20 protein-coding genes are annotated in these 24903 nt (G+C 47.1%); 6 read left to right on the plus strand and 14 right to left on the minus strand.

Translation table 11 applies throughout. The features are described from left to right. Positions 1 to 19: 19 nt before the first annotated feature. From AC6EJC_RS24220 to AC6EJC_RS24235, 4 genes are read right to left on the minus strand one after another with little or no spacing between them, the layout of a single operon-like run. Positions 20 to 2629: a polynucleotide kinase-phosphatase gene (locus AC6EJC_RS24220; RefSeq protein WP_444956130.1), complete on the minus strand. Its 2610-nt coding sequence runs from the start codon at positions 2627 to 2629 to the stop codon at positions 20 to 22. Next, entirely contained in the window at positions 2626 to 4065 is a 1440-nt protein-coding gene (locus AC6EJC_RS24225) for a 3' terminal RNA ribose 2'-O-methyltransferase Hen1 (protein WP_444956131.1), read from the minus strand. Before AC6EJC_RS24225 ends, AC6EJC_RS24220 begins: the two co-directional genes overlap by 4 nt. A 21-nt stretch (positions 4066 to 4086) precedes the next feature. Then, on the minus strand, positions 4087 to 4905 hold the full coding sequence (locus AC6EJC_RS24230) for a nucleotidyltransferase domain-containing protein (protein ID WP_444956132.1): 819 nt from the start codon (positions 4903 to 4905) through the stop codon (positions 4087 to 4089). A 20-nt stretch (positions 4906 to 4925) separates the two neighbouring features. Next, complete coding sequence (locus AC6EJC_RS24235; protein WP_444956133.1) at positions 4926 to 6494, minus strand: limonene hydroxylase; 1569 nt, start codon at positions 6492 to 6494, stop codon at positions 4926 to 4928. A gap of 198 nt (positions 6495 to 6692) precedes the next feature. On the opposite strand from AC6EJC_RS24235, the gene AC6EJC_RS24240 reads away from it, so the two are divergent. Beyond that, positions 6693 to 8018 (plus strand): helix-turn-helix transcriptional regulator, encoded by a 1326-nt coding sequence (locus AC6EJC_RS24240; RefSeq protein ID WP_444956134.1) that lies wholly within the window; start codon positions 6693 to 6695, stop codon positions 8016 to 8018. Further along, complete coding sequence (locus AC6EJC_RS24245) at positions 7993 to 8793, plus strand: WYL domain-containing protein (RefSeq protein ID WP_444956135.1); 801 nt, start codon at positions 7993 to 7995, stop codon at positions 8791 to 8793. The genes AC6EJC_RS24240 and AC6EJC_RS24245 overlap by 26 nt, the downstream gene beginning before the upstream one ends. A gap of 148 nt (positions 8794 to 8941) precedes the next feature. Here the strand turns inward: AC6EJC_RS24245 and AC6EJC_RS24250 are convergent, their stop codons facing one another. Both AC6EJC_RS24250 and cysK read right to left on the minus strand, forming a co-directional pair. After that, positions 8942 to 9919, minus strand: a complete 978-nt coding sequence (locus tag AC6EJC_RS24250) for an aldo/keto reductase (RefSeq protein WP_444956136.1) — start codon at positions 9917 to 9919, stop codon at positions 8942 to 8944. Positions 9920 to 10053: 134 nt separating this feature from the next. After that, complete coding sequence (gene cysK, locus AC6EJC_RS24255) at positions 10054 to 10977, minus strand: cysteine synthase A (protein ID WP_444956137.1); 924 nt, start codon at positions 10975 to 10977, stop codon at positions 10054 to 10056. Between the two features lie 211 nt (positions 10978 to 11188). On the opposite strand from cysK, the gene AC6EJC_RS24260 reads away from it, so the two are divergent. Beyond that, a complete protein-coding gene (locus tag AC6EJC_RS24260; RefSeq protein ID WP_444956138.1) occupies positions 11189 to 12397 on the plus strand; it encodes an MFS transporter in 1209 nt (402 codons plus the stop codon). 73 nt (positions 12398 to 12470) lie between these two features. Here AC6EJC_RS24260 and AC6EJC_RS24265 read toward each other — a convergent pair whose 3' ends face one another. The 3 genes from AC6EJC_RS24265 to AC6EJC_RS24275 form a co-directional block, all read right to left on the minus strand. Next, complete coding sequence (locus AC6EJC_RS24265) at positions 12471 to 13469, minus strand: glycosyltransferase (RefSeq protein WP_444956139.1); 999 nt, start codon at positions 13467 to 13469, stop codon at positions 12471 to 12473. Between the two features lie 51 nt (positions 13470 to 13520). After that, positions 13521 to 14558, minus strand: coding sequence for an aminoglycoside phosphotransferase family protein (locus AC6EJC_RS24270; protein ID WP_444956140.1), 1038 nt, complete (start codon positions 14556 to 14558; stop codon positions 13521 to 13523). A 134-nt stretch (positions 14559 to 14692) separates the two neighbouring features. Beyond that, on the minus strand, positions 14693 to 15385 hold the full coding sequence (locus AC6EJC_RS24275; RefSeq protein WP_444956141.1) for a pectate lyase: 693 nt from the start codon (positions 15383 to 15385) through the stop codon (positions 14693 to 14695). 556 nt (positions 15386 to 15941) lie between these two features. Here AC6EJC_RS24275 and AC6EJC_RS24280 point away from each other — a divergent pair. Continuing rightward, on the plus strand, positions 15942 to 16514 hold the full coding sequence (locus AC6EJC_RS24280; RefSeq protein WP_029517614.1) for a shikimate kinase: 573 nt from the start codon (positions 15942 to 15944) through the stop codon (positions 16512 to 16514). Between the two features lie 100 nt (positions 16515 to 16614). On the opposite strand, the gene aroD is transcribed toward AC6EJC_RS24280, so the two are convergent. From aroD to AC6EJC_RS24295, 3 genes are all read right to left on the minus strand, one after another. After that, positions 16615 to 17379 (minus strand): type I 3-dehydroquinate dehydratase, encoded by a 765-nt coding sequence (aroD, locus tag AC6EJC_RS24285; protein WP_444956142.1) that lies wholly within the window; start codon positions 17377 to 17379, stop codon positions 16615 to 16617. 103 nt (positions 17380 to 17482) lie between these two features. Next, positions 17483 to 18745 carry an MFS transporter gene (locus AC6EJC_RS24290; protein ID WP_444956143.1) on the minus strand — a complete coding sequence of 421 codons (1263 nt, stop codon included), beginning with the start codon at positions 18743 to 18745 and terminating at the stop codon, positions 17483 to 17485. A 129-nt stretch (positions 18746 to 18874) separates the two neighbouring features. After that, a complete protein-coding gene (locus tag AC6EJC_RS24295) occupies positions 18875 to 19786 on the minus strand; it encodes a LysR family transcriptional regulator (RefSeq protein WP_444956144.1) in 912 nt (303 codons plus the stop codon). A gap of 216 nt (positions 19787 to 20002) precedes the next feature. On the opposite strand from AC6EJC_RS24295, the gene AC6EJC_RS24300 reads away from it, so the two are divergent. Continuing rightward, a complete protein-coding gene (locus tag AC6EJC_RS24300) occupies positions 20003 to 21193 on the plus strand; it encodes an MFS transporter (RefSeq protein ID WP_444956145.1) in 1191 nt (396 codons plus the stop codon). A 29-nt stretch (positions 21194 to 21222) separates the two neighbouring features. Continuing rightward, positions 21223 to 22113, plus strand: a complete 891-nt coding sequence (locus tag AC6EJC_RS24305) for a shikimate dehydrogenase (protein ID WP_444956146.1) — start codon at positions 21223 to 21225, stop codon at positions 22111 to 22113. A gap of 115 nt (positions 22114 to 22228) precedes the next feature. Here AC6EJC_RS24305 and AC6EJC_RS24310 read toward each other — a convergent pair whose 3' ends face one another. Beyond that, entirely contained in the window at positions 22229 to 23455 is a 1227-nt protein-coding gene (locus tag AC6EJC_RS24310; protein WP_444956147.1) for an RtcB family protein, read from the minus strand. A gap of 231 nt (positions 23456 to 23686) precedes the next feature. Next, positions 23687 to 24895, minus strand: a complete 1209-nt coding sequence (locus AC6EJC_RS24315; RefSeq protein WP_444956148.1) for a M20 family metallopeptidase — start codon at positions 24893 to 24895, stop codon at positions 23687 to 23689. Positions 24896 to 24903 lie beyond the last annotated feature (8 nt).

Raw genomic sequence — 24903 nt, forward strand, 5'->3', positions numbered from 1 at the left:
TAAATCCCTCCTTTGTTAACTACAATCTCGGATCAATCGGTTCCGATTCCAGCGACAGCGCCGCAAGCACGCATTCATGAATACGCTCCACTGTATCCTTGCGTACGAAACGTTCCACGCCTTCCATACCAAGCGCTCCCTCCATCAAGGCATGCCGCTCCTTTTTACGGGTTCGTCGCTGCTTCAGGCGCTTTAAATTCTCAGGCGCAAGATAATCCATGCCGTAAATGATGTGCAAATACTTGCGGCCTCTCACCTTGAGTGCAGGCTGAATCATCATGTCCTGGTGTTTCATCAAAAAGCATTCTGGCTTGATCACAATGCCCTCATGACCATCCTCTGTCATCTCGCTCCACCAGCGAATGACCTCTTCCTCGCTTGCCTCGTCCGTGATAACCCGATACTCTGTCTCCATAAACAGGGAAGACAGCCCGGCCAGCTCCCGGTTTTGCTCCATATGCCAAATGTGAGAATGGTCGAAAAAAGTCCTTTCGCTGTGTGCCAGCGTATGAAACGGTGCAATGCGAATTTCATCCAAACCGTCCACATCCCAGCAATATTTTTGAAAAGCCTCTTGAAACGTTACGGCATTCGCATATTTCCGTTCTATTTCCTCCAACCAGTCTTCAACCTCCCGACCTGCAACCTTTGCCTGCTTCAGCTTGTCTACCAGCTTACTGCGATCCAGCAGAGCTGCTTCACCCACATGCGCATACTGTGAAGCAATCAGTTCCCGAGCCTTGAGATTCCACGGTACAATTTCCGCATCCAGCAAAACAAACTCCGTTCGATTCCGTTCAAAATACCCGTTGGTCCGAAGATCCTCATTCAGCTTCTTCAACACCTGCTTCCCGATGCTCGGTTCAAAGAAAACCCTCCCGCTCCGACTGTAGATCGTGCCCAATGTCGGGTAGCCTACATATTCAACAGCGGCCTGTTCGTTTTTGAATAATAGCAAAATCGCCCGGCTACCCATATGCTTTTTCTCTGCCACCATCGTTTGTACTCCTAGCCCACGATAATAAGCCAGCGCCTCACGCGGATGCTCCAGATACCCTTCCTCTGCAGACACCGTTGGAGCAGGACTCATCGTCGGTGGAATATACACCAGCTCCTCCATGGGTATAGTCACATGTGACACGGTATCTATAGCGGATTTGATCCATTCTCCTTGTACGCGCACTTCGCCATACGATTCCGTCAGCACACTGTAACCAGCGATTAGTTTGCGTAAATTCGGAGGGGAAAACCGTTTTCTCTGCCACCGGACAAGTGGGCTATCGGGATCATTCGCATAGTTCTCATGTGCCGGAACGCTGACAAATTCCTTTTCCGGATAACGATAAGCGGTCAGCATACCGCCAAACACCACACCCTGATCAATATTCACCGTCTGGTTCACAAGGGTAGGCTGCGGTCTCGGATCATGTCCCCATACCACTATTTCTCCCGATTCATGGTCTACGAACCAATCTTTGCGGATCGGTTTTCCGTTCGCATCCTGCCCTTCCGTATCTCCATAACGGCAATAATCTGAAATACGTGCCGACTGTTTGCCAATAAAATGATCCTTAATCCCGGCATGAGCCACGACCACATGTCGCAACCCATTTCTGCCAAAAATAAGATGAGAGGGTGCATTCAGCAGAAAATCCCTCAGCTCGCTTCTAAGCTGTTCTGCCGCTGCCTTGCCCGCTTTTTGTTCATATTGGACCAGTTCCTCTGCAAATCGTTCATCTCCATGACTGAGAGTAACCTTTCTCCCATCGAGGTAACGGCCGATTTTCCAGCCATGATTGCTGTCAATCATATACGCTAGTCCGGCATCCACGTGTTTTTTCCAGAACTGCATCGCTTGTAACGATTCCGGACCACGGCTCATCACATCCCCGACAGATACCAGTCTTCTGCCTTCTGGATGATGGTATAGTCCTTCTGTATCTTCCGTATATCCAAGCTTGTCTATCACTTCCAGCATCTCATGGTAGCACCCATGGATGTCACCAATGATGTCAATACCTGCACCAATGTCATGAAACAGTGGATCAGCACGGCGTACAAAGTTCATTTCTTCTACATCCTTGAGGACATAACAAGCGTTAAAGCCTTCCTCACGGATACCGCGCAGGTTCCGTTTTAACAGCTGTGCCTGCTGCTTGACCCGTTGGCGGCCACGCGGATGCTCCCTACCTGAATCACGTTCCAGCAGCACAGATTCGGGTACATCCAGCACCAAGGCCATAACAGGAACATGAGCCTTGGCTGCCAGCTGTACATATTTTTGACGGTCCTCAGCATACAAATGGGTGGCATCGACAACCGTCAGCTTATTCAGGCGACAGCGCATGGCCAGAATGGTATCCATCGCCTCAAACGCCTTGGCCGACATCTGCTGATACTCATAGAACAGCACGTCCGACTCCAGCCTTGGAAGTCCACGCCAGTCTATAAATTCTGTATCTCCGACCAGCTTGCGAAAATGATCCGAGGATACAACTTCCGTCTCCAGCAAAATCCCTTCGCTCACCAGCCTGTCCAATAAAGTGGTTTTACCACTGTTGGAGGCACCCACCAACACAACCAGTCCAGCATGCGGTAAATCAATCGTACGTTTGGATGAAATGCTCATGCTTCCTTCTCCTCCTTTCTGCACGTAAATACAGCCATTTGGGTCGGTTGTCCAAAGCCTTCGACCTCTTCCCCGATCCCCTTTAGCGCTAACGAATAAGGAGCTTCGACAATCCATTGCTCGCATCGTTCCTGAAACTCGCTTCTACTCCATTCAAAACGGTGATCGCCATGCCGCAGCTCTTGCTGATTCATACGATATACTTCATTATATTCACGATTGGGAGTCGTCACGATCAGCACACCCGGCTGATACTCCGCTACAATCGTTTCCATTACCCGGTTTATTCGATGCTCATCCACATGCTCAATGACCTCACACAGGATCATCACATCTTTGCCCCGCAATTGTTCATCATAATAAAAGAGAGAGCCCGTCACTGGTGTAGGACTGATCGCGTCGGCATGCCGTTCCAACTTGGCAAAACGCTCCATGGCTCTCACCTGTGCATACGCAGACGGCTCCACCGCCCAAATCTCTTCAATGCCCGTCATTCGGGCCATCCGAGCCGAAAGCTTCCCTTCCCCTGAACCAAAATCTACAATTTTCTGTCTTCGGGGCAGCTTGCGAATCACGTCCATAATGGTTTGATACCGCAGCTCATTCAGCCGTACTGCAGGCTGTGGCTTCACTTCCTCCTGTGACTGTTCTTGCTGCTGAACCTGTTCGTGCCCATGCTTTTGATCTTGGTTAGCATGTTTTTCAGTATGTGTTTCATCACAATCAGACTGCTCAAATTGCTCAATCAGATTCGTAAAACGAAGCGTGCGTCGAATGATCAGCTCGCGCAGCGGATGCTCTTGCAGCCAGCCTTCACCATAACGTCTCAGCTTGTCAAACTCTTCTTTACTAATGTAGTAGTGCTTATAATTATCCAACACCGGAATCAACAGCAATAACTGACGCAACGCATACTGCACCGTCTGATAACCACTTAACGTGATATATCTAACGGTGCTTCGATTCTTCAGCTGAAAAGAATAATCGGCTTCCCCTCGTTCTATGGCCACTTGATAGCCCAGCGGAGCAAATAGTCCCTCCATCACAGAATCCGGCAAATCCGAAGCAACGGGTCCAAACGATAACTCCAGCGCAAAAGGGTGCGTCACCCATTCTGCATAGTCTTCCTTGGGTTTGCCGTTCAAGGCCGTGCCGAGCGCGCCACGAATATAGGTGCAAAATAAGCTGCTGGTCACAAACTCCCGGTCATTAATATATTGTGTAATGTCATAGCTGTCCGGACTGTTTTTGACCAGATCAATCGAATCTGGCGAAGCATGAATGACGATTTCAGCCTCTTCCTCGGTAAAAACGGTGTATACCATGCGTACACGTGCGCCTTTTTCCGTGCGATCATACGTATTGTAAGGGTTCTTAGCAAGCAAATGCGAAATCATCCCTGCATTTGTTCCGGTTGCTTTTAGCGTGATGTGCATACTCCTCTTCTCCTTCCCAGCTTATGCTTTCCATACTTCATTCACCGCAGCGCGGAACAAATCATCCAATTGCTGATCACGTCCACTCTCCATATGCTGAAGCAAGGGCGCTTTTTGTTCAAAATAAGCAATTTGCTGCTGGATAAAATCATTCACCACCGAAAGCTGTGGCTCAATATCCAGTTCCTCGCCCGCTTTTTTACGTTGCAGCAAATGTCCGATCACGTGATAAAGTTCTGTATCTGCCGGAATTAATTCCTCTAGCAAGTCTACGAATTCCATCGGAGGCATGCTATTGTAACGTTCAATCCAGCCACAGGCCAGCAGCGGGCGCAGCACGTAAAAATACTTTTTAATCTTCACCTGTTCTCCTTGCAAATAATCCCGATAGTTTCCCCGCGCCATATTCAGATAGTGGTACATACAGGACTTCGGAGAGAAGGTTAACGGCGATATAGCGCGAATCTGATCAGCCACTGAATACTGCTCCAGATAGGGAATCGGAGATTGCAGCCATTCCAGCAAAGGTGGATTGGACTTGCGAAACAAATGGAGTGCCTTTTTCAAATCCCAGCCGTTCATGTCCAGCAAATCGCTGATTGGCCGCTCAATCACATCCCGCTTATCAAAAATAGACAAATACCATTCCACGGGTCTTACATAGATAAATCGCACATCATAGTCACTGTCCTGTGAAGGAAAACCCCATGCCCGACTGCCTGATTCACAGGCGTATACAATGCGCACCTGCTCCTCCTGCTCCAAAGCGCGCAGCTCACGCAAAATCGTTTCGCGCATTTCCGGTTTAATGAAACCCTGCTCATGCTTCATATCTGCCATGCTGTTCCCTCCCTAATCATTTAAAGTATTTCCCGAATCTGTTCTCTAATCGACTCCTCCGTTTCATCTGCCGATAAGCGGCGAAGGCGCTCTGTCGTTTCCTCTCCCCACATCTCAGAAGGCCATACCTTGAGTACATGAAGCGCTGCACACCGATTGGAGGTCACTGAACTCCAAAGTCCGGCAGCAACTAACGGTTGTCCCAATCCTTCGTAAGAAGACAATATTTGCAACAGCATACCCAGACATTGATGGGCTTCATACTCCGGTCCAAAGCCAGGCAAGTCAGCAGGGCCGGAAGCAATCTCTCCCAAAGGCAAGTGCTTTTCTGCAAAAGCCACCAGCTTACCAATCCGCTGTTCATCCTCTGTCTTGATTAGTTCAAAGTACAAAGTAGGTTTGACTCGGTATTTGCTTAATTGATCAAATAGCACGGGCCATACATCTAGTGATAGCATTCGAGCTACGCGAATGGCATAGTGGAGATGAGGTGAATCTGCATGTTGTAACTCCTGCTCTACTAGCTTCACCCACTGCGGATCGTTCATCATCTGCTGGCAAAGCGATCCGTAACGTTGACGCAGTTCCGGTGTCCATTCATGCTCATAACGTGCCTCCCATGAATCGTCCTCTTCATCCAGGAAGTCTGCAATATCCATGATCATCGTAAAATGCTTCACAGTAGTACACATGGTCTTGGCGTGACGAAGGTAGTTACCAATGACCATAGCGGCATGCTCATAATCATCTATACTTTCCGCAGGCCCGCCTGCTGCCAGCAAAGCCGAAAGAATGTCGCCTGCTCCATCAAACAACTCCTGATCAATGTGCGGTGCTGCCATGGCTGTGTGCAGCTCCCCTTTACGAGCGCACTCATAAGCAAGGTACTCATACATGACCTCATTGCGGAATCCTTCGCGCAATAGCCAATCACGTATTTCCTGACGCGTAGGCTCCAGCCGTTCCACTACGTGAATACGTCCCCATCCATGTACCTGACGTGCTAACGTATACAACTGTTCATTGGCCTGCTCCGAAATATTACAGATTGCTACAGCCGCATATAGCGTGAATTCATCATGCTTCGCTAGCGTTAAAATAAGCTTGTGGTGCTGCTCTGTCTCCAGCAATCCAAGCAACGCAATACCGATCTTCACCACATTGCGATGTGCTCCGTGTTCAGCCAGCCAACGCGCTTCCTCATACAATCGATCCGGCTGAATTGCTGGATGCTGGCGCACCGCATCCAGCAACGGATCAATCAGGCTGAGCGCATTTTCCTCCATCAAGCGTACATACGTCTCCCGTCTCGTCTTCATCCCTGGCTTACGACATTGTCTGGACAACAACTGCGCCAGATCCTTGATTTTGTCGGCCTCTCCATCTTCTCCGACGCCATGATGCCCGAATGCTCCATCCAACCCTCCTGCCACCCAACGCATCGTGTGACCTGCCCAGTATTCTTCATCATCCGGCAAATGATCATCAGTCAGCCTGCCCTGAGTGTCCAGTCCCTGCATAATCGTTTCATAAATCGAAAGTTTGCCTACCCATGGATATAACTCTTCATTTTTGCGTCGTCCAAACATGTTGCATCACCCTTCTGTTATGTATTGCTTCTTACTCATCGTGCTACCTTGTATCCCTATGATCCTTTATTTTGAAAGTCGTGAACATGGTGAAAGTATTACAAAGAAGAATAAATTCCCTTTTTCCTGCATCTCTTCCCTGTTAGAATAAAGGGATACTTGTTTTCGGAGAACGGCTACAGAAACGGGGAATCCATCATGGCGAGAGAGAGTTTTGATAAAGAAATTCAATTCCTGCGCATGCTCACACTGACTAGCGGCGCTTATAATCGGCAGCAATTTGCAGACAGACTTGGCATTTCGGTGCATACCTTTGATAAAACGATCCGGCGTCTCAAGGAAATTGTCCAATCCGTACAGCAGCAGTTGCCTGCGGAGCAGGGACATGATTTTAATGAGATGCTGCGCTTTAATTATTACGAATCCGCTGATCCATTACTGCTATTCCTGTTTCGGGCCAAATCGCTCAAGGAATCGGAAAGCGTCCGCTTATCTCTTCTGCTGACAGCGCTACAGTCACAGCCTCTGACCACCATGGAGCTGCTGGATGCCTGCTGCGACGGGCTGCCTGCCGACAGTGCGCTGCCGGATGAGAAAACGATCCGTTCCGATCTGAAATATCTCGTCGAAGTCGGCGTGGTACGCAAGGAGCCCGGCGGCAGACCTTACCACTATGCTGTCCGCAATGATCTGGTTACAGGACTGACGGACGAGGAATTACTGGATTTATATGATTTTGTAGACATTATGGCCAACACCCAGCTTCCCTCTGTTCAGGGATATCTGTTGCGAGATCATCTTAAAAAAGCCATGCGCCGTCAAGCTGGAGATCGGGATATGGCAGAACCTTTTTTATATAAATACCACTATTATTCACGCATTCTGGACGAAGCCCATATTCATCCGCTTCTGCATGCCATTCGGCAACGTCGCTGTGTAACTTTTTTATATTTTTCGACATCCAAACGAAGCATGTACGGGTCACAGAACACAAACCCGCTGTTTGAAAAAGAGACCGAAGGCCGTGAACACACCATTCTCCCCTTGCAAGTTATCTATGATCATCAATACGGACGTTGGTATGTGCTCGGTCACGTAGGCGGCAAAGGAATCATGAAGTTTCGTATGGAGGGTATGACTCAATTAGTAGAGGGCAAACCTGTCCCAGAGCAACTTTATGCTGACCTTCTAGCGGTGTTGGAAGAAAAAATGCGGTACAGCTGGCTTGTTGATACCGGTCGCCCCGTGAAGGTACGGGTACGTTTTTTTAATCCTGAGGGCGCGAAGCGCAACTTTATTCGGGAACGTGTGCTGTCACAGGGACAGTGGGGTACGATTACGGAGGAAGAAGGTGAATCCTTTATCTATGAAATCACAGTGAATGGAATTACCGAGATTAAACCGTGGATTCGCAGCTTCGGATCAAGCTGTGAGGTGTTGGATCCCCAGCGGCTGCGTAAGGAATTCAGACAGGAATGGAAGGAGCTGCAAGCCTATTATGAGCCTGTTCGAGAAAATATTTAACTACCAGATCGTCTCTCGGCTGGATGAATCGGGCGCTTTTGCTACCACATCGCAGGAAAGAGTCTGGCTCCAATCTATGCTGACAGACTCGGCAGCTATAGAGGCTTTTACCCCGTCTACACTTGATAAGCTTCGGCAGATGCTCGCAGATGACGAGCCTCTGGAGGCCGATGGCAGTTTGCGGGAAAAAGCAGGTATCCCTGCTGTCTCGGTGTATCATCCACTCTTGCGTGAATTGCGTCCCATTCTGCGGTCCCGTTCAGGCATCTATATGACCTACAAACTGCGCAACGGACGCATGCATGAACGGATGTCCGGTTTTCCATATAAGCTGGAGTTTTCCATGGTCAAAAAAGAATGGAGCCTGCTGTGGTATAACCGCAGACACCGCGCGCTCATGTCTACCAAGCTGTCTAACATCGTGAACGTCACGGAAAATGAGCTTTTACCTGAAGAGGCTGAAAAATTCACCCAACGTATACTAGGTATATTGGAGTCGCGCAAAGAGCAGGGCATTATCGAAATTATTCCTGTATACAACGGGGAAATGTCTCGTATTTTATATGCTTTTTCCTGCTTTGAAAAAGAGGTCGAATATGTTCAGGAAGCAGATACCTATCGTATTACGCTCACTTTTCAGGCAGACGAATGTGAATATGTGTTATCCAAAATCCGTTTCCTCGGCAAACGTGTCAAGGTCGTACAAGGCTCCCGGCTGATTTCACGAATGAAGGAGACAACGGCCAAGGCCCTCGCAAGATACGAAGAGGAATAGCTGCTGAGGAAATATAGGATGCATCCACGTAAAAAGGCCCTCCCTGTCCGTTCATTAGACAATGGGCAGGCCTATTAAACCACGATTCGTATAACAAATACACTTACATACACATAGGCCTGCTGTAACAAACTGTCCGCGGTACGAGTTACGGCAAGGCTTGTCCGCGCGCACTTACATACAGTTCATACCATTCCTCACGGGTCATCAGCTCGCTCTGGCGTTCCGCATCCTGACATGCCTTGATTCGTTCAGGATTGGCGCTGCCAATGACGGGCTGAATCCGTGCCGGATGCTTCATAAGCCAGCCAAGGACGATCGCTTCACGTGTCGTTTCCTTTTCAGAAGCCAGCTTCTGCACCAGCTCTGCCGTCTTAATGACATGCTCCGGCTCCCCTTCCAAAGAACCTCCGCTAAAACGTCCCTGCGCCAGCGGTCCCCATGCTTGGAGCTGAATATCCTCCGTTTGGCAATATTCCAGCAAACCTTCACCAAAATGTACATTCGTCCCCGCCTGCTGGTTCACATGCACTGTCTGATCTACAAAATGCAGATGCGCCAAGCTCATCTCCAGCTGATTAGCGATCAGTGGCTCCGTCAGGCTACGCTCCAGAAACCGAATTTGGCTTACATTCATATTGGAAACGCCAAAATGCCGTACTTTGCCGGATGCCTTAAGCTCGCTGAACGCCTTCGCTACTTCTTCCGGCTCTACCAGCGGATCGGGGCGATGCAGCAGCAGGATGTCCAAATATTCGGTACCCAGGCGCTTCAGGATACCGTCCACGGACTCCATAATATGAGCATATGAGAAATCAAAACGACCCGGAAGCGTACCATCCGGCAGAAAAATGCCGCATTTGGACTGAATTACGATTTGTTCACGCAAGCCGGGCTGACCCTTTAAAACCCGACCGAAAATTTCTTCCGCTTTCCCCATACGATAGATATCCGCATGATCGAACATCGTAATCCCAATGGATTGTGCAGCTTCTACAGCTCTTTCCGCTTCAATGACATGCTCCTGCGTAAACGGTACATGGCTCCATTCTCCACCAAAAGGCATGCAACCGAGCGCCAGACGACTATCGGAGATTCCACGTTTCTGTAAAGGCATAATCTTCATGCTGCTCCTCCTTCAATCCTCAAAATATTCCCTGCTTCATCAACATATGAATAGCCCGTGAAACCGCTATCACACACCTATTTTACCACTTACTTATTGGGCGTGTATCACTTTGGTCCCCATTCGCATCTTTTTTATCCGAATATCCCCATGCTCAGATAACGCTCTCCGGTATCCGGGGCAATGCAAAGCACCCGTTTGCCTGCCCCCAAACGCCGGGCTTCCTGAATGGCCGTCCATATCGTAGCTCCGCTGGAGGGGCCAACGAGAATCCCTTCCTGGGCAGCAATCGCCCGTGTCATTGCAATCGCATCCTCATCCGAAACCTGCACGATTTCGTCATAAACCTTCGTATTCAGCACGGTGGGAACAAAGCCTGGACTGGTCCCAACCAGCTTATGCGGACCGGGTTTTCCCCCGGACAGCACGGGCGAACCCTTTGGCTCGACTACAACAATCCGCAGATCCGGCAAATGCTGGCGCAGCACTTCACCCGTTCCCGTAATGGTACCGCCCGTTCCCGAAGAAGCGACGAACACATCCAGCTTCCCTTCCGTCTGCTCTAAAATTTCAAGTGCCGTCGTCGTACGGTGGATATCCGGATTTGCCTCATTTTCAAATTGATGCGGGATAAAGCTCCCTTCAATTTCAGCCCCCAGTTCGAGTGCCTTGCGAATCGCTCCTGGCATCCGTTCTTCCGCTGGTGTCAGTACGACCTCAGCCCCGTAGGCTTTCAAAATATTGATCCGTTCCTTCGTCATATTCGAAGGCATCACCAAAATCGCGCGGTAGCCTCGGGCTGCCGCATTCATCGCAAGACCGATTCCCGTGTTGCCACTGGTCGGTTCAATAATGGTGCCTCCTGGCTTCAGATGCCCCGCCTTTTCCGCCTCGGCAATCAGGTTGCCCGCCGCCCGATCCTTAACACTGCCGCTTGGATTAAAATACTCCAGCTTCACATATACTTCTGCATCTTGCGGCCCTGTGAGCCGTTGGAGCCGTACACAAGGCGTATCTCCAATTAAATCCGTAATACTATGTACCACTTTAAGTGTCATCGTTATATCCTCCTTGGATCGTTCCCTACATCGTCATTTTCGATCTTAATATCATACTACCAAAATAACATACTTAGCTCCTTCCTGCCGCTTTTGTAAATTGCATAAATCTTATCAAATTAGTATGTAAAATTTTTGCAAATGAGTCGCCAGATATCGTCTGTAGTGATATACTCGCATTACTATTTTTTCAGGAGGATACAAGAAACTTATGAGTACTCAAGAAAATATGACAGCTAATCGCTTCCCCCCCTCCTTGCTATGGTTGACCCTTGGTGCCTTCGCCATCGGTATGACCGAATTCGTCATTATGGGACTTCTGCCTAATGTAGCCCATGATCTTCATGTTACGATTCCGCAAGCCGGGCAGTTAATCACCAGTTACGCGCTTGGTGTCGCCATTGGCGCACCTGTGCTTACCGTATTAACCCACAAGGTACCGCAGAAAAAGCTGCTATGCTTGCTAATGACCATATTCATTTTAGGCAATCTATTTTCCGTCATTGCTCCCAACTACGAACTTCTCATTGCAGCCCGTATGGCTACTGCGTTATCACACGGAACCTTTTTGGGAGCCGGTTCCCTGATCGCCGCCCGATTGGTTCGTCCTGATAAGCGGGCAGGTGCTATTTCTATGGTGCTGACCGGATTGACCGTCGCGAACATTATAGGCGTGCCCTTTGGTACCTTTATCGGACAACAGCTCGGATGGCGCGCTTCCTTTGGAGCCATTGTTGTGATCGGCTTGATTTCTCTCTTTGGTATCATTCGATACATTCCGGTGATTCATCAGGACAAGCCTTCCAGTCTTAAACAAGAAGTCAAAAGTCTGTTTAATCCAAAAGTACTGCTGATGCTGCTCACAGGTGCAGTTGGCTGTGGTAGCCTGTTCTCTGTCTTTACGTACATTACGCCTTTGCTTACTGACATTAGCGGCTTTGCCGAACATAGCATTACCTGGATTCTCGTCCTGTTTGGCCTGGGCGTAACGATCGGCAACATCGTTGGCGGCAAGCTCGCAGATTGGAAACTGCTGCCGTCCTTGATCGCAAACTATGCTGTACTGGCTATTATTTTGGCTATTCTGACGTTTACGCTTCAAAGCCAGGTACTGGCCGTCATCACCGTCTTCATCTGGGGCATTGCCGCGTTCGGCATCATGCCGGGTATTCAGGTTCGCATCATGAATCTGGCCTATGAAGCTCCTTTGCTTGCCTCCACCTCCAGCCATTCCGCATTGAATCTGGGTAACGCAGGCGGCGCTTTTATCGGGGGAGTCGTTATTAATCAAATGGGGCTGGCCGCCATTCCATGGGTCGCATCTCTAATCACTGTCGGCGGCCTGCTACTCATGCTGGTCAGCTACATTATCGATCGCAAAACAGCTCATACTGAAGCTATAGCGAAGATACAGTCATAGAAAAAGGGACTTTCGTTCATTTGAGCGAAAGTCCCTTTTTTATGTTTAAAATCCACACACTCTGCCTCGTCATTTAGCTTAACCATTGATCAAAAAAGTCCCGATAGCCCTGCTTCATCACCTGACTCGAAAACTGCTCCATTGCGTATGCCTGATTTTCTTTAGAAACCCGGCGCGGTGAGGCGGCAGCCATATTGACCAACTCGAACCAGTTATTCTCATTCCCTGAAAAAGAATGCGTAGAGCTGATATGTCCGTAGCAAGGATGCTCTGGCTTCACGACGATTTTACCCATAGCCAGCGCTTCGGTCAGCGGCATCGCGAACGTGTCGAATTTGGAGCAGCTCCAATACACCTTCGCTGTGTTCATCAGTGCAAACACCTCATCTTGCGTCAACGCAAATTGAAGTTTTACATTGTCTGGGATGTCGTACTTCTTCATGCTTTCCTTGTAGCGTTCACCGCCAAACACCATATAGACATCCTTATCAGGATTATGCCTCGCATACTCCAGCACCAGATCAGGCCGCCGATTCTCCTCATCTCTACCAATCCACATCACCCGGTTCTCTACGACTTGTGAGGGATCAAAATGTTTTTCCACCAGCCGCTCATTAAATCCGATCGGGATGACTGTCACATCGGTTACGCCAAACTTGGAGGCCATCTCCTGCTTGAGAAAAGCAGTCTGCACAATAGCCTTGTCCACGATCTGATAAAAAGGCTTCATCATCTCATAGCCTGTAAGCGCCGGATCAGGAAAACTGTGCGGAAAAAGCACGCTGTTTTTAAAAAACATGTTCAAATAGGTAAAGCCGGATACCGTATAAATAACGTGCTCAATCTGCTGCTCATGGAGTTGGTCCAGTACGACGTCATAATTGACCAGGTCGCCCTTTTCGTGCTCATAGCCCGGAAGCCAATCATGGCTGCTCACATGGCGCTCCGGTGATACAAATACAATGTCCACCCCCAATTCCAACCCAATCTGCTTCAAACGTTCTGCAAAAATACGAGGACCCTGCGCTTCAGCAAATTGTATTTTTCTCATGACCAAACCGACTTTTTTCATGGATTTCCCCACCTTCTTTTGCTAACTAAATACAGCCTATGTCTTAAGCCACTATTTACATGGTTGGGCTTGTCCCCAGTCCATCATCGCTGCACATTGGTTCAAACAGGCTAACGTTTCATCCAACTGGGCCTCTAATTGCTCTTTTGACCATTTGTCACCGTTTCTATGCAGGTCCGTTCCAATCCTTTGCAAATCACTTGTGATTAACAACAGCATCCAGAGCGAAAATACCACAGCAAACATGCCATATTCCAGCATAAATGCCGTTCGATCCACTCTTATCCCCAACAGCTCCAGCTGCTCCACATAGGTGTCCAGCATACGAATACGCAATTCGGGCGTCATGCGTCGGGGAAACAACGGATGGGACATGTCGATCAGGTGATATACATCCCAAAGCGGTGTGTTCAGATGAGCATGCTCCCAATCCAGAACCATAAGCCGTTCCCCACTCAGCGCATAGTTACCCGGATGAAGATCACCATGAGACAGTACAAGCTGCTGTGAAAAAGATAGATGCTCCAGCTGTACATAAATACGCTGCATCTGTTGCTTAGAAAATCCTAGTGAGCTGCAAAGCTTTAACACATCAGGCTTGCGCGTGTACAACTCGGAAACCATTTCCTGAATGAGTGGCTTCGGTCCCCGCAGTGGCATCCCAGCAAAACGATCCGGCGGCAAAGCATGCCACCGTGCAACAAGTCCAACAGCTCGCAATAGGGTTTCGTCTGCGTGTAGATGATGTAACGGACCAAGGTCCTCAAAAACCATCCATTCTCCTCCGCCATCCGCGCCTGCATCAGAACAGGCTAGCAATCGGGGATAGATCGGTGATAACGCAGGAAGTACATGCTCATACACCCATCTCTCCCGCCCCTTCTGATCATCGTTGGTTAGCGGTTTGAATATATAACTTTCAGAGGATGACACGTAAAAACGTTCCACATGCCGGCCATTCGTACCTGTATATAAAATTTCACGATTCCGTACCAGCATATCATTCAAAGTACCGTCAGCATTCACATATTGATGAAATAGATTCATAGCTACCCAACTTTTTTGTATAAAATGTAATAGCACGATCATATCATAGTCCTCGTTCCGAACGAAGCCCGGATCATCTTTGGGTACCTCAATGTACCAAAAAAGGAGCTGTCCAATCAGATCATACGACCTGTTGGACAGCCCCTTATCATATCCGTACTCCTATCCTATACCGATTAATATTGAGTATTGCCGGACTCGCTCGTATTACTGGATTTAAAGCCTTTGAACAATTGTTTCACATTGTGATAACGAGTGTTTGTAATTTTAGCTTTGCTGTTAGGACCGTCCGATCTCAGGATCGAATCCTTTACATTGGAAATATCCGAGTTATCCAAAGTCATATTCACTCTGAAGGTAGAGCCGCCCAGCTGGCGAACCAGTTTTCCGATATCATCGGCTCTAAAGTTTTTAATGTTAATCGTGCCCTCTGCATTGATTTGGAAAACTTTATCATACGCATGGAACGCTCCACCGCCCGTAATGTTTACCGTGCCTGGTTCTTTAAGCGTCAAGGCATCTTCACCTACATCCTCCCACGTTACGTTGGAAATAGTTCCGTTGCCATAAACATGCACACCGTCCGCCGCAGGTGCAGCGATGATTACATTTTTCAAAACCGCATTATTTTCAAGCTTGAAAATAGGCTTTTGAGCCTCTTTCTGGCTTCCGTCACCCAAGGTTTTGGGATCAGCGACTACCGTCTTCCCTTTACCATCATAAGGTTGTCCAGCTTTTACAATTATGGTCTCATGAATGACTTCTGGAGCTGCATGAGCAGAATAATTGCCGACAAATAAAGCGACCAACATACCTGATAAAGCGATACTCATTCCCTTTTTCAATACTTTAGCTGTGTTTGTGTTCATTTCAATTCATCCCTCTCGCAGATAGTTTTTTATTCCTGTCTCACAATTCTTCGTTGACTAGAGCGCGTAGACCGTATCACCACCTTCGTTCAATGAACCCATTGACCGATACACGTCTGTGAAAGATATATTATTATTTGCATATGTATACTTGGTATTTGGTTCAAAATTATCGAATCGCATAAATTAATCAAACACAAATTGTAAATACAGCGATTACATTTACAATTTGTATAACTCTATTATAATCATACTTCCAGTAATTTCAATATATTTTTCGGCAAAATATGTCCTTTTTTTCAATTAAGTACACAATATTGCCTTTTTTATGCTTGTACAAGTTGATTTTTCGTCAAATTATGCATCTATTAATTTCATGATCTAGTCTCGCTTGCATGCTCTACATCACCAAAATGGTAATCAGAACCTCTTTCGTCCTATACCTCGTTTTTGATGTGATCTATACTATTGAATGACACGTTTGATGAACGTATAATGTATTTAGTGCTTTGAAGCGTTACATCTCAACATTACTGGTGAGAAAAGAGTGGTTATGGTGCAAAACAATAGTGAGATTCCATTAAAAGAACAAAATATTGTGCTCATCGGCTTTATGGGCGTAGGCAAAACAACGATCGGTTCCCATCTAGCGCGCAAGCTATATCGAGATTTCGTGGATATTGACCAGGAGATTGAACAAGAGTACAACATGCCAACAACAGAGATTTTCAAAACTTACGGAGAGAAGCGTTTCCGCGAGATCGAAAAAGAGCATATTCTGAAGTTGTGCAGCAACACACGCCTTAAAATCATTTCCGTTGGCGGTGGTGCGTTTTTACAAGAAGAGGTGAAGCAAGCTTGTTTGGCTTCATCCATTGTTTTCTTCCTGGATTTAAATTGGGATTCCTGGAAAGATCGGCTCAAGATGTTGATTGACACTCGTCCCAATCTGCAAAACAAGACTTTAGGGGAAATTGAGGATCTTTTCCGTTCCAGACAGGACATTTACGCGGTGAATCACTCCAAGATCGATACGGATCAGTTGGATGCGGAAGAAGTCGCAGACTATATTATCCAAACTCTGAATCTGGGTTGGGAGTTGTATGAGCCTACTCGGGGATTGAATTAAGAGTTACAAAAAAGGAGGGCTCCAGCATGCTTCTCGCATGGGAGCCTTCCTTTTTTGTTCACTGCGGATATATGCTGGCTGGCAGTAATGCCATGCGTCTTTAAGAATGACTATGCAGTACCGTCAATATCTCTCTCAGTTCAGTGACAGGAATCTGCCCTGGCGCGGAAGCTTTCTTAGCGGCACCAAATGTCAGAGCCGAACCAAACAGTTCTCCGGTCAGACGGCTCACTACACCTTTTCCCGCCATCGACATCGTGATGATAGGCCGATCCGCATGCTCTTCTGCCATGATACGCGTAGCATCCAGCAAGGTCAGTACATCGGCTGTATTGGTTGGCATCACTGCTATTTTAGGCAGATCGCCTCCCAATTCCTGTGCCTTACGTAACCGGGACACTATCTCCTCCTTCGACGGCGTCTTATGAAAATCATGATTAGATATAATCACATACACGTTATGCTTATGTGCTGCTTCCACCAGCGTTTTCACATCAGCTTCCTCATTAAAAAGCTCTACATCAATAAGTTCGACTTGCCCCGTTTCGGCTACCGTGCGGTTCAATTCCACATAACTCGCCGCACTGATTTCCTTTTCTCCGCCTTCCCGAGCGCTACGGAACGTAAATACGAGCGGAACATTTACTAAAATAGACCGAATTTCATGTAAGGCAGCCTTAACCTTTTCCAAATCCTCCACATGCTCGAAAAAATCGACTCTCCACTCCACGATATCCAGGTCGAGCGTACGCAAATGGGTAGCTTCTTCCTTCAACTGCTCCAACGTTTCTCCCACCATGGGCACACAAATTTTTGGCGCTCCTTCACCGATCAGAACATCTTTCACCTTTACGATTTTTGCCATCTCTATCTCACTCCCAAATTACAGTTTCAAGTCGAACATGTACAATAATTCATAGTATAACGCATTCTGAATAAGCATGCAGATGATTAGGTCCAGTCGTCATTTATTTGGTATCAAGTACAATTTTAGGGGACAATTTGCGACTTGCTGGAAAAACTAAACTGTACCGAAAATTAACAAACACCGCCAGTGCGATCCCTAGCACATTCACAATAATAGCTAGCATAAAAACACTGGATATCTGAGAATGTTTCAAAAGAAAGCCTGTAAACACAGGAATGATCGTGTATGACAGCGAGGTTGCTGTATAAACAAACCCGGTAATCTGTCCTTTTCGTTGACTAAAAAATTCACTCATTACGGTTAATGTCAGCTGAAGTACACCTGATATTGAAAACCCGATGACACTCGCACAAATAATGGCCGCAGCCCCTGACTTGAATAGGAGAAGCGCTCCAAAAGCCAAGAGAGAAATACATGGATAAATAAGAATAATGTGAACAGGTTTAACCCATTTTCTTAACACAATTACCAATACAAACACGGAAATCAGCGAACCGACATTGTAATAAACTAATAATCTGAGAGACTCTGATTCGGTCATACCGATAAACTGTTGTCCAAAAGTAGGCAGCCATAACTGCACAATATAAAGCAAAGTCGGTCCGGTAAATCCGAGCAAGATAAGGCATACCCCTTCCTGCCAAAATCGCGGCTTACTCCGATCATTTGCCTCCAATTTTACTGCTTGCTCAACGCTCGATACAGAAGTATCACCAACTGGCTCCTTGGGTGACTGAACCCGCATGTCTGGAAACTTCATTCTGAACAAGTAGATTGCATTCAAAGTAAATATGAGGGCTGGTAAAAAGAAAGAGAACCCGTAGAAAATGTCGTGATTCATAAAAAAGATAATCATTAATGGTAAAAATGCCGCCCCGATGGATATAAAGCCTCTCACCAACACTGTAGCCGAACCAGAGGATTGGGGAAAAGCTTCGATCAGCGCTGGATAAGTACCTGAATCAAGAAAAGAATTCGCCACACCTGCCAGCACAGCCAGTACGATCGCCATCTCAAAGCTGGGACTCAGCGGTATACCGACCAAGAATACGGCCATCAGTAGCCCTGCTGCCACAATAAACGGCTTACGACCATAACGGTCGGAGAGCACGCCGGATATGTACAGCGTAAACAGCCTGCCAAATCCCATCGCAGAAACCAAGAGACTGATGCCCGCCTGATCTGTATGCAAATGCTCTGTTAAAAAAGACATGTGGGACGCCAGCATAATATTAAACATGCCGAACAAAAGATAGTTTACATAAAGGCCTGTCGCCACTGGAAAAGAAGAACGTTTCATCATGAATTCACCTGCTTTTGTGAGTAAGTCTTGTAGTATTAAAATGTGAATCATTTCACATTACCTGTGTCGATGATGAAGTATAGAACACATTTTAAAATTTATCAAGTTTAAATATTGCGGGACCTAGGTTTAGACGCGCTGATGCGTTTTCAGATAAAACTCCTTGCCGTAGCTTAGTGCAAAGTTCCGAAAGTCCACTACTGCCGGGGATAAATATCTATTTTTGATGCTGGCCAGGTAGATAAAACGCTCGTATTCTGGATTTACAATAGGCAATGTTTTGACGTTAAAATAATCTAACGATGAAATTCGGGGCATAACCCCAATCCCGTAATTGACAGACACCAGCCCTGCCATTGCCGTATCCTCTTCAATCTCGCAAATAATCTGTGGCGTAACGCCCGCTTTGGCGAACAAATTTTCAATAATGGGCCGAATCCCACTTTTTTTGTTGAAGAAGATAACCGGGTAATCTGCCGTATCTTTGAGATCAATCTGGTCCAGAGAAGCCAATGGATGATCAGGTGAAACAATGACAACCAGCTCCTGCTGAGCCAGCGGAATAAACTCCACATCCGGTTCATTTTCCATGTGAGAGCAGAACGCCACATCATAATGTTCCTGCTTCAACCCCTGGATAATATCGTTCGTATTTCCTTGGTGAAACGAAAAGGAGATGTCTTTACGGGCATCCAGAGCTGAAAAGGCTTGAATGATCGCTGGAATGAAGTGTGAACCTAACGTGTAAATGAACGCCAAATCTATATTCCCATGGCTTGGACTCACTAATTCCCGTAAGTTGTGCTCCCCCTTTTCTAATTCATCCATCGCGTGCTCCACGTACTTTAGGAAAAATCGTCCGTATTTGTTTAGCCGAACATTTCTCCCCTGCTTCTCAAACAGGTGAACTCCCAAATCCTTTTCTAATTCTGAAATCGCATGACTTAAACTGGGTTGAGTAATACATAGTCGCCCAGCTGCCTGGGTAAAATGCTCCATCTCTGCAAGTACACGAAAATATTGTAAGTGCTTCAGGTTCATAATTATGTAGTCTCCTTCTTTAATTCATATTTTAAATTATAGACCTAAACTATGAAAAACGATAGAAATATGCATTGGATTTATAATAGCACCCCTTATATAATAAAGACATAGAAACAATGTGAATAATTTCACTTATTTGTAGGCGTACTGTAATACAGGTGGACGATGCCTACCTAGACCATTGATCTAAAATTTAAGTTGGGAGTTACACTCATGAAAAATCCTTATATCAGAATGGCAGCAGGGCTTTACATCAACTATTTTCTTCTGGGTATGATCAATGTTATTCTCTCGTCGAATATGAGCTTTCTAACCGTACAATTGAACACGGATAAAGCAGCCATCGGCTATCTGGTGTCAGCGATTGGGATCGGTAAGCTGCTCGCTCTCGGGGTAGCCGGAAAAATGTCAGACAAATACGGAAGAAAACCACTCATTGTTATTGCATCATTTGCTTATTTAATCTTCCTGATCGGCATTCCGCTTGCACCAAACTATACGTTGGCATTCGTGTTTGCCATTATCGCAGGGCTTTGCAACTCTATGATGGATTCGGGAACGTATCCTGCATTAATTGAAGGCTTCGGAAAAAAAGCCGGATCTGCAACCGTGCTGGTCAAAGCATCCATCTCTATCGGTGCCATTGTTATTCCGTTCATGATTGCATTCTTTATCAATCACGATATGTTCTATGGATATTCATTCTTTATTCCAGCAGGGATTTATCTGCTGAACGGTATCTTCTTGTCGATGACAGCTTTCCCCAGCCACAAAGCAGAGGAACAAAAGGCTCCAACCGAGGCTGCCCAATCCACAGACACTTTCCGCAGCAAGCCTAAGTTTTGGCAAGAAGGTTTATCTCTGATTATTATCGGTTTTACTTCCACTGTATTGTTCATGATCGTGCAGCTATGGCTTCCTACCTTTGGACAAGAGGCTCTGGGCATGGACAAAGCCAGCGCCATTAAACTGCTGAGCTACTATAGTATTGGTTCATTGGTTTCCGTTATTCTGTTAGCTGTGGTACTTGGTAGATTCATTAAACCGATTACTGTCATGATTGTGTATCCGCTTATTGCCCTGCTTTCTTTGCTGGCTTTAATTACATGGCACAATCCTGTCGCTACTTTGATCAGTTCATTCTTGATCGGCTTGTCTACCGCAGGCATATTCCAAATTGCCCTCACGGTTATGACGGAATTTTTCCGTAAGAACAAAGGAACTACGACTTCTCTCGTGAATATTGCAGCCAGTCTTTCGTTCATCCTGATGCCTTTGGCTACCGGGGGCATGTCCAAAAGTCTGGGAATTACCTCGGTATTCGTTCTGGATATTGCGATTGCCTTAGTCAGTATTTTGCTCGCTGTGTTTGTTGCTTATCGATATAAAAAAGTGTTTCATTAGATTACACAGATTACTTGGAGGCTTATATCATGAAAAATGCTGGACGTATTGACGGAAGAACACAATTAATCGGACTGCTTGCTACACCGATCGGACACTCTTTGTCCCCAGCTATGCATAATCTTGCGTTTGAAAAACTGGGCCTGAACAACGCGTATATGGCCTTTGAAGTAGGAAATGAACAACTCGAAGAAGTGGTACGGGGGATGCGTGCTCTGAACATACGCGGTTATAACGTGTCCATGCCTAACAAAACAGCTATTTTACAGTACCTTGATGAGCTGGACGACAGCGCTAAATTTACAGGTGCCGTCAACACCGTCGTGAACACAGATGGTAAGCTGAAAGGCTACAGTACAGATGGATCTGGTTATGTTCGCAACTTGCGTGAACACGGCATTGACCTGAAAGGTAAGAAAATGACACTTGTCGGCTCTGGCGGCGCAGCTACACCGATTGCTATTGAAGCGGCTCAAGCAGGTCTGGCTGAAATTTCAATCTTTGCCCGTAACGATCAGTTCTTTGCTCGTGCAGAAGAGAATGTCCGTATTATTAATGAAGATATGAAACACACCCAAGTTAAGGCGAATATCTATCCATTGGAAAATCAAGAACAGCTACATGAAGAGATCCGCACAAGTCATATTCTCGCTAACGGTACAGGTGTTGGTATGAAACCGCTGGAAGGCAAAAGTGTGATTGAAGATGTGTCCATGCTTCGTTCCGACCTGATCGTAACCGATGTAGTGTACAGCCCAGCTAAATCCAAGTTGATGGAACAAGCCGAATCCGTAGGTGCAACCGCCATTAACGGTCTGGGCATGATGCTGTGGCAGGGCGCATTGGCCTTCGAACTGTGGACAGGCCAAGAAATGCCCGTCTCTTATATTAAAGAACAGCTTTTTGCTGACAAACTGTAAACATAGAGCTACTAACAAACGCATCAAGCAATGAATTCCTTCTATTATATACTCATTTATGTACTCAAAAGACTATGCTTGGCAAATGAAACTTCTGCCGGGCATAGTCTTTTTATTAATCCTTATAAGGGTCAAATTCGTTGGCCCCAGCCATGCATACCCCTATAGGCTTCAGCTCATGCAAAATTTCCACAGTCTCAGAATGAGCGTCCAGTACCTCACGCAGTTTACGGTAGACGAACGGGCTTTCATCTGTACCGGCTCCGCGCAGCTCGACACCATAGTTCCGAACGGCCTCCTTCATCTGTACGTCCGTGATTTGTCCACCACTCCGTGTGCGGGTTTTCCAATTCATTTTACCGGCTGCCTGGGTACGACTCATAATACGACCTGCCCCATGAACTGTACTATAGTAGGAATCCCGATTTTCTACCGTATCTCTTCCGCGTACAATCACCGAAATATCGCCCATGCTTCCTCCAATAAAGCCCATTTGACCAGGGGCCGAGGGAGTAGCGCCTTTGCGGACCACAATGGTGGCACGCCCATCATGCTGTTCTTTCCATGCGTAATTATGGTGGTTATGCACAGTAAAGTCTGCTTCGGTCCCCATAATACCAAGCACTTGTTCTATCACATAGTCACGTCCCGCATAGGCATAGCGTCCAGCAAGGCGCATCGCACGGTAGTACATGTCCCCCAGCTCACTGTTCATATCCAGCAGCACAGGCGGCTGATCCATATGCTCTCCCGGCGCCTTTCCGAGAAACTCTCGTCCAGCGGCCAAGTTTAGAAACCCACTTGCTGTTTTGTGTCCAAAGCCCCGGCTGCCAAAATGATTGGCAATCCAGACCTGTCCTGTCGCTTCCTCCACGAATACATCAACAAAATGATTGCCACTCCCTACTGTACCCAGCTGTTCTCTCGCCAAGGACTTCAGTTTGTCATGTTCTTGTTTCCCAATCGCTGCATATACCGCCCAGTCCGGATCATCGAACAGCTCATGGTCTACCTGAATCGCATTAACACGGCCTACGCCAAACGAAATTTGACGTGCAATCTCATCCATCACGGCTGATATACGCGGCATAATATCTGCTGCAGACAGCTTGGTTCTTACCGCCTTATTCCCGCAGCCGATATCATACCCAACACCTGAAGGCGAAATTTGTCCGTCATACACCATCACACCGCCAATCGGCTGACTGTAGCCTTTATGATGATCTGCCATTAACAGCGCCTGAATCACATTCCCGTTTTCGGCACATGTATGGGCTTGAGATAATGCCCCTGGATCAGGTGCTCCCCATACTCGTACTCCATTGATTTCTTGATAAGCCATCGCCGTTTCATCCTCCTGTAAGTCACTCCATGATTAAACTTGTAAAGTCGTTAATTGCATTATGTACGTTTTACCAGCTTCCGAACAGGGCGTAAGTATTACAAGTACAATAGTAGAAATCCCCTAAGAAAATGAAAAAGGATATCCATGCAGCCAAACAGACTGTAGGATATCCTCTTCAACTATAACACTCATATTAGACCGCTCTGCTATGCCCTGTGTGGATTTGGCTTACTGTGCCGATGAATGCGTACGCTTAAAATCTTCCTTCACCGCAACCAGTAGTGTTTCATTCACCAGCAGCTCCAAGCCTGACAAGGCTAACGCTTTGGCTCCAGTCACTAAGGCTTCCTCCCCCTTCTCAGAGCCAGCCGCTTCACGGAATTCTACCGTATGAGCGATGAGATCATCCGGACCAATTTTAATGTAAGCATGTGCAGTCGGGATAACATGGCTCACATTCCCCGCATCCGTCGAACCCAGACCAGCACGAGGACCACGATCCAGCTGTTCTCCCAGCGCTTCTAGTTCACGACCTACTACCTCGTCCAGCGTATCGTTCAGAATGAAATCACGCACTTCATTTTGAAAACGTTCGATTTTCACAGTGGCTCCTGTTGCCAAAGCAGCAGCATCTGCGATATGGCGAACTTTCGTGGAAACCTCCTCTGTGCGCTGCCAAGTGCTTGCCCGAATGAAAAAGCGTGCCGACGTATAGTCCGGAATGATATTGGGCGCGTCTCCTCCATGCGTAATGATGCCATGAATACGCACATCGGTCGGCAGTTGCTGACGCAAAGCATTGATACCGCTGAACAACTGCAGCACCGCATCGAGCGCATTGATTCCCTGCTCTGGTGATCCTGCGGCATGAGCCGCTTTTCCGTAAAAATGAAAGTCTAGCGGGTCAACTGCCAGACTCGGTGAGGTCAGCCGGGTCACACCGGATGGATGAACCATCAGCGCAGCATCAATCCCTTCGAACAGCCCGTGCTTCACGAAGCTGCCTTTTGCACTGCCATTAGGACCGCCTTCTTCCGCTGGTGTACCGAACACATACACCTCGCCTCCCGTCTCGTCGATCACCTGCGCCAAGGCGATGGCTGCTGCCGTGCTTGCGGTTCCGATAATATTGTGGCCGCAAGCATGGCCCAGACCGGGCAATGCATCATATTCAGCCAAGTATCCGATTTTCGGACCTGGTCTAGCAGAAGCCTTACGGGCAATAAATCCGGTTTCGTGTCCCGCTACATTACGAGTTACCTCAAACCCCGCTTGCTCCAGAATACCCGTCAGTGCCTGGGAAGCTTGAAATTCCTGATTGCCAATTTCGGGATTAGCATGAATAAACCGGCTCGTTTCCGTGTAAAGCTGACGAGACTCCTCAATTTTCTCAATAATCCGCTGTCTATGTGTATCGACCGTATTCGTTGTACTCATCGCAATCT

It is taken from the genome of Paenibacillus sp. TY11, assembly GCF_059772165.1.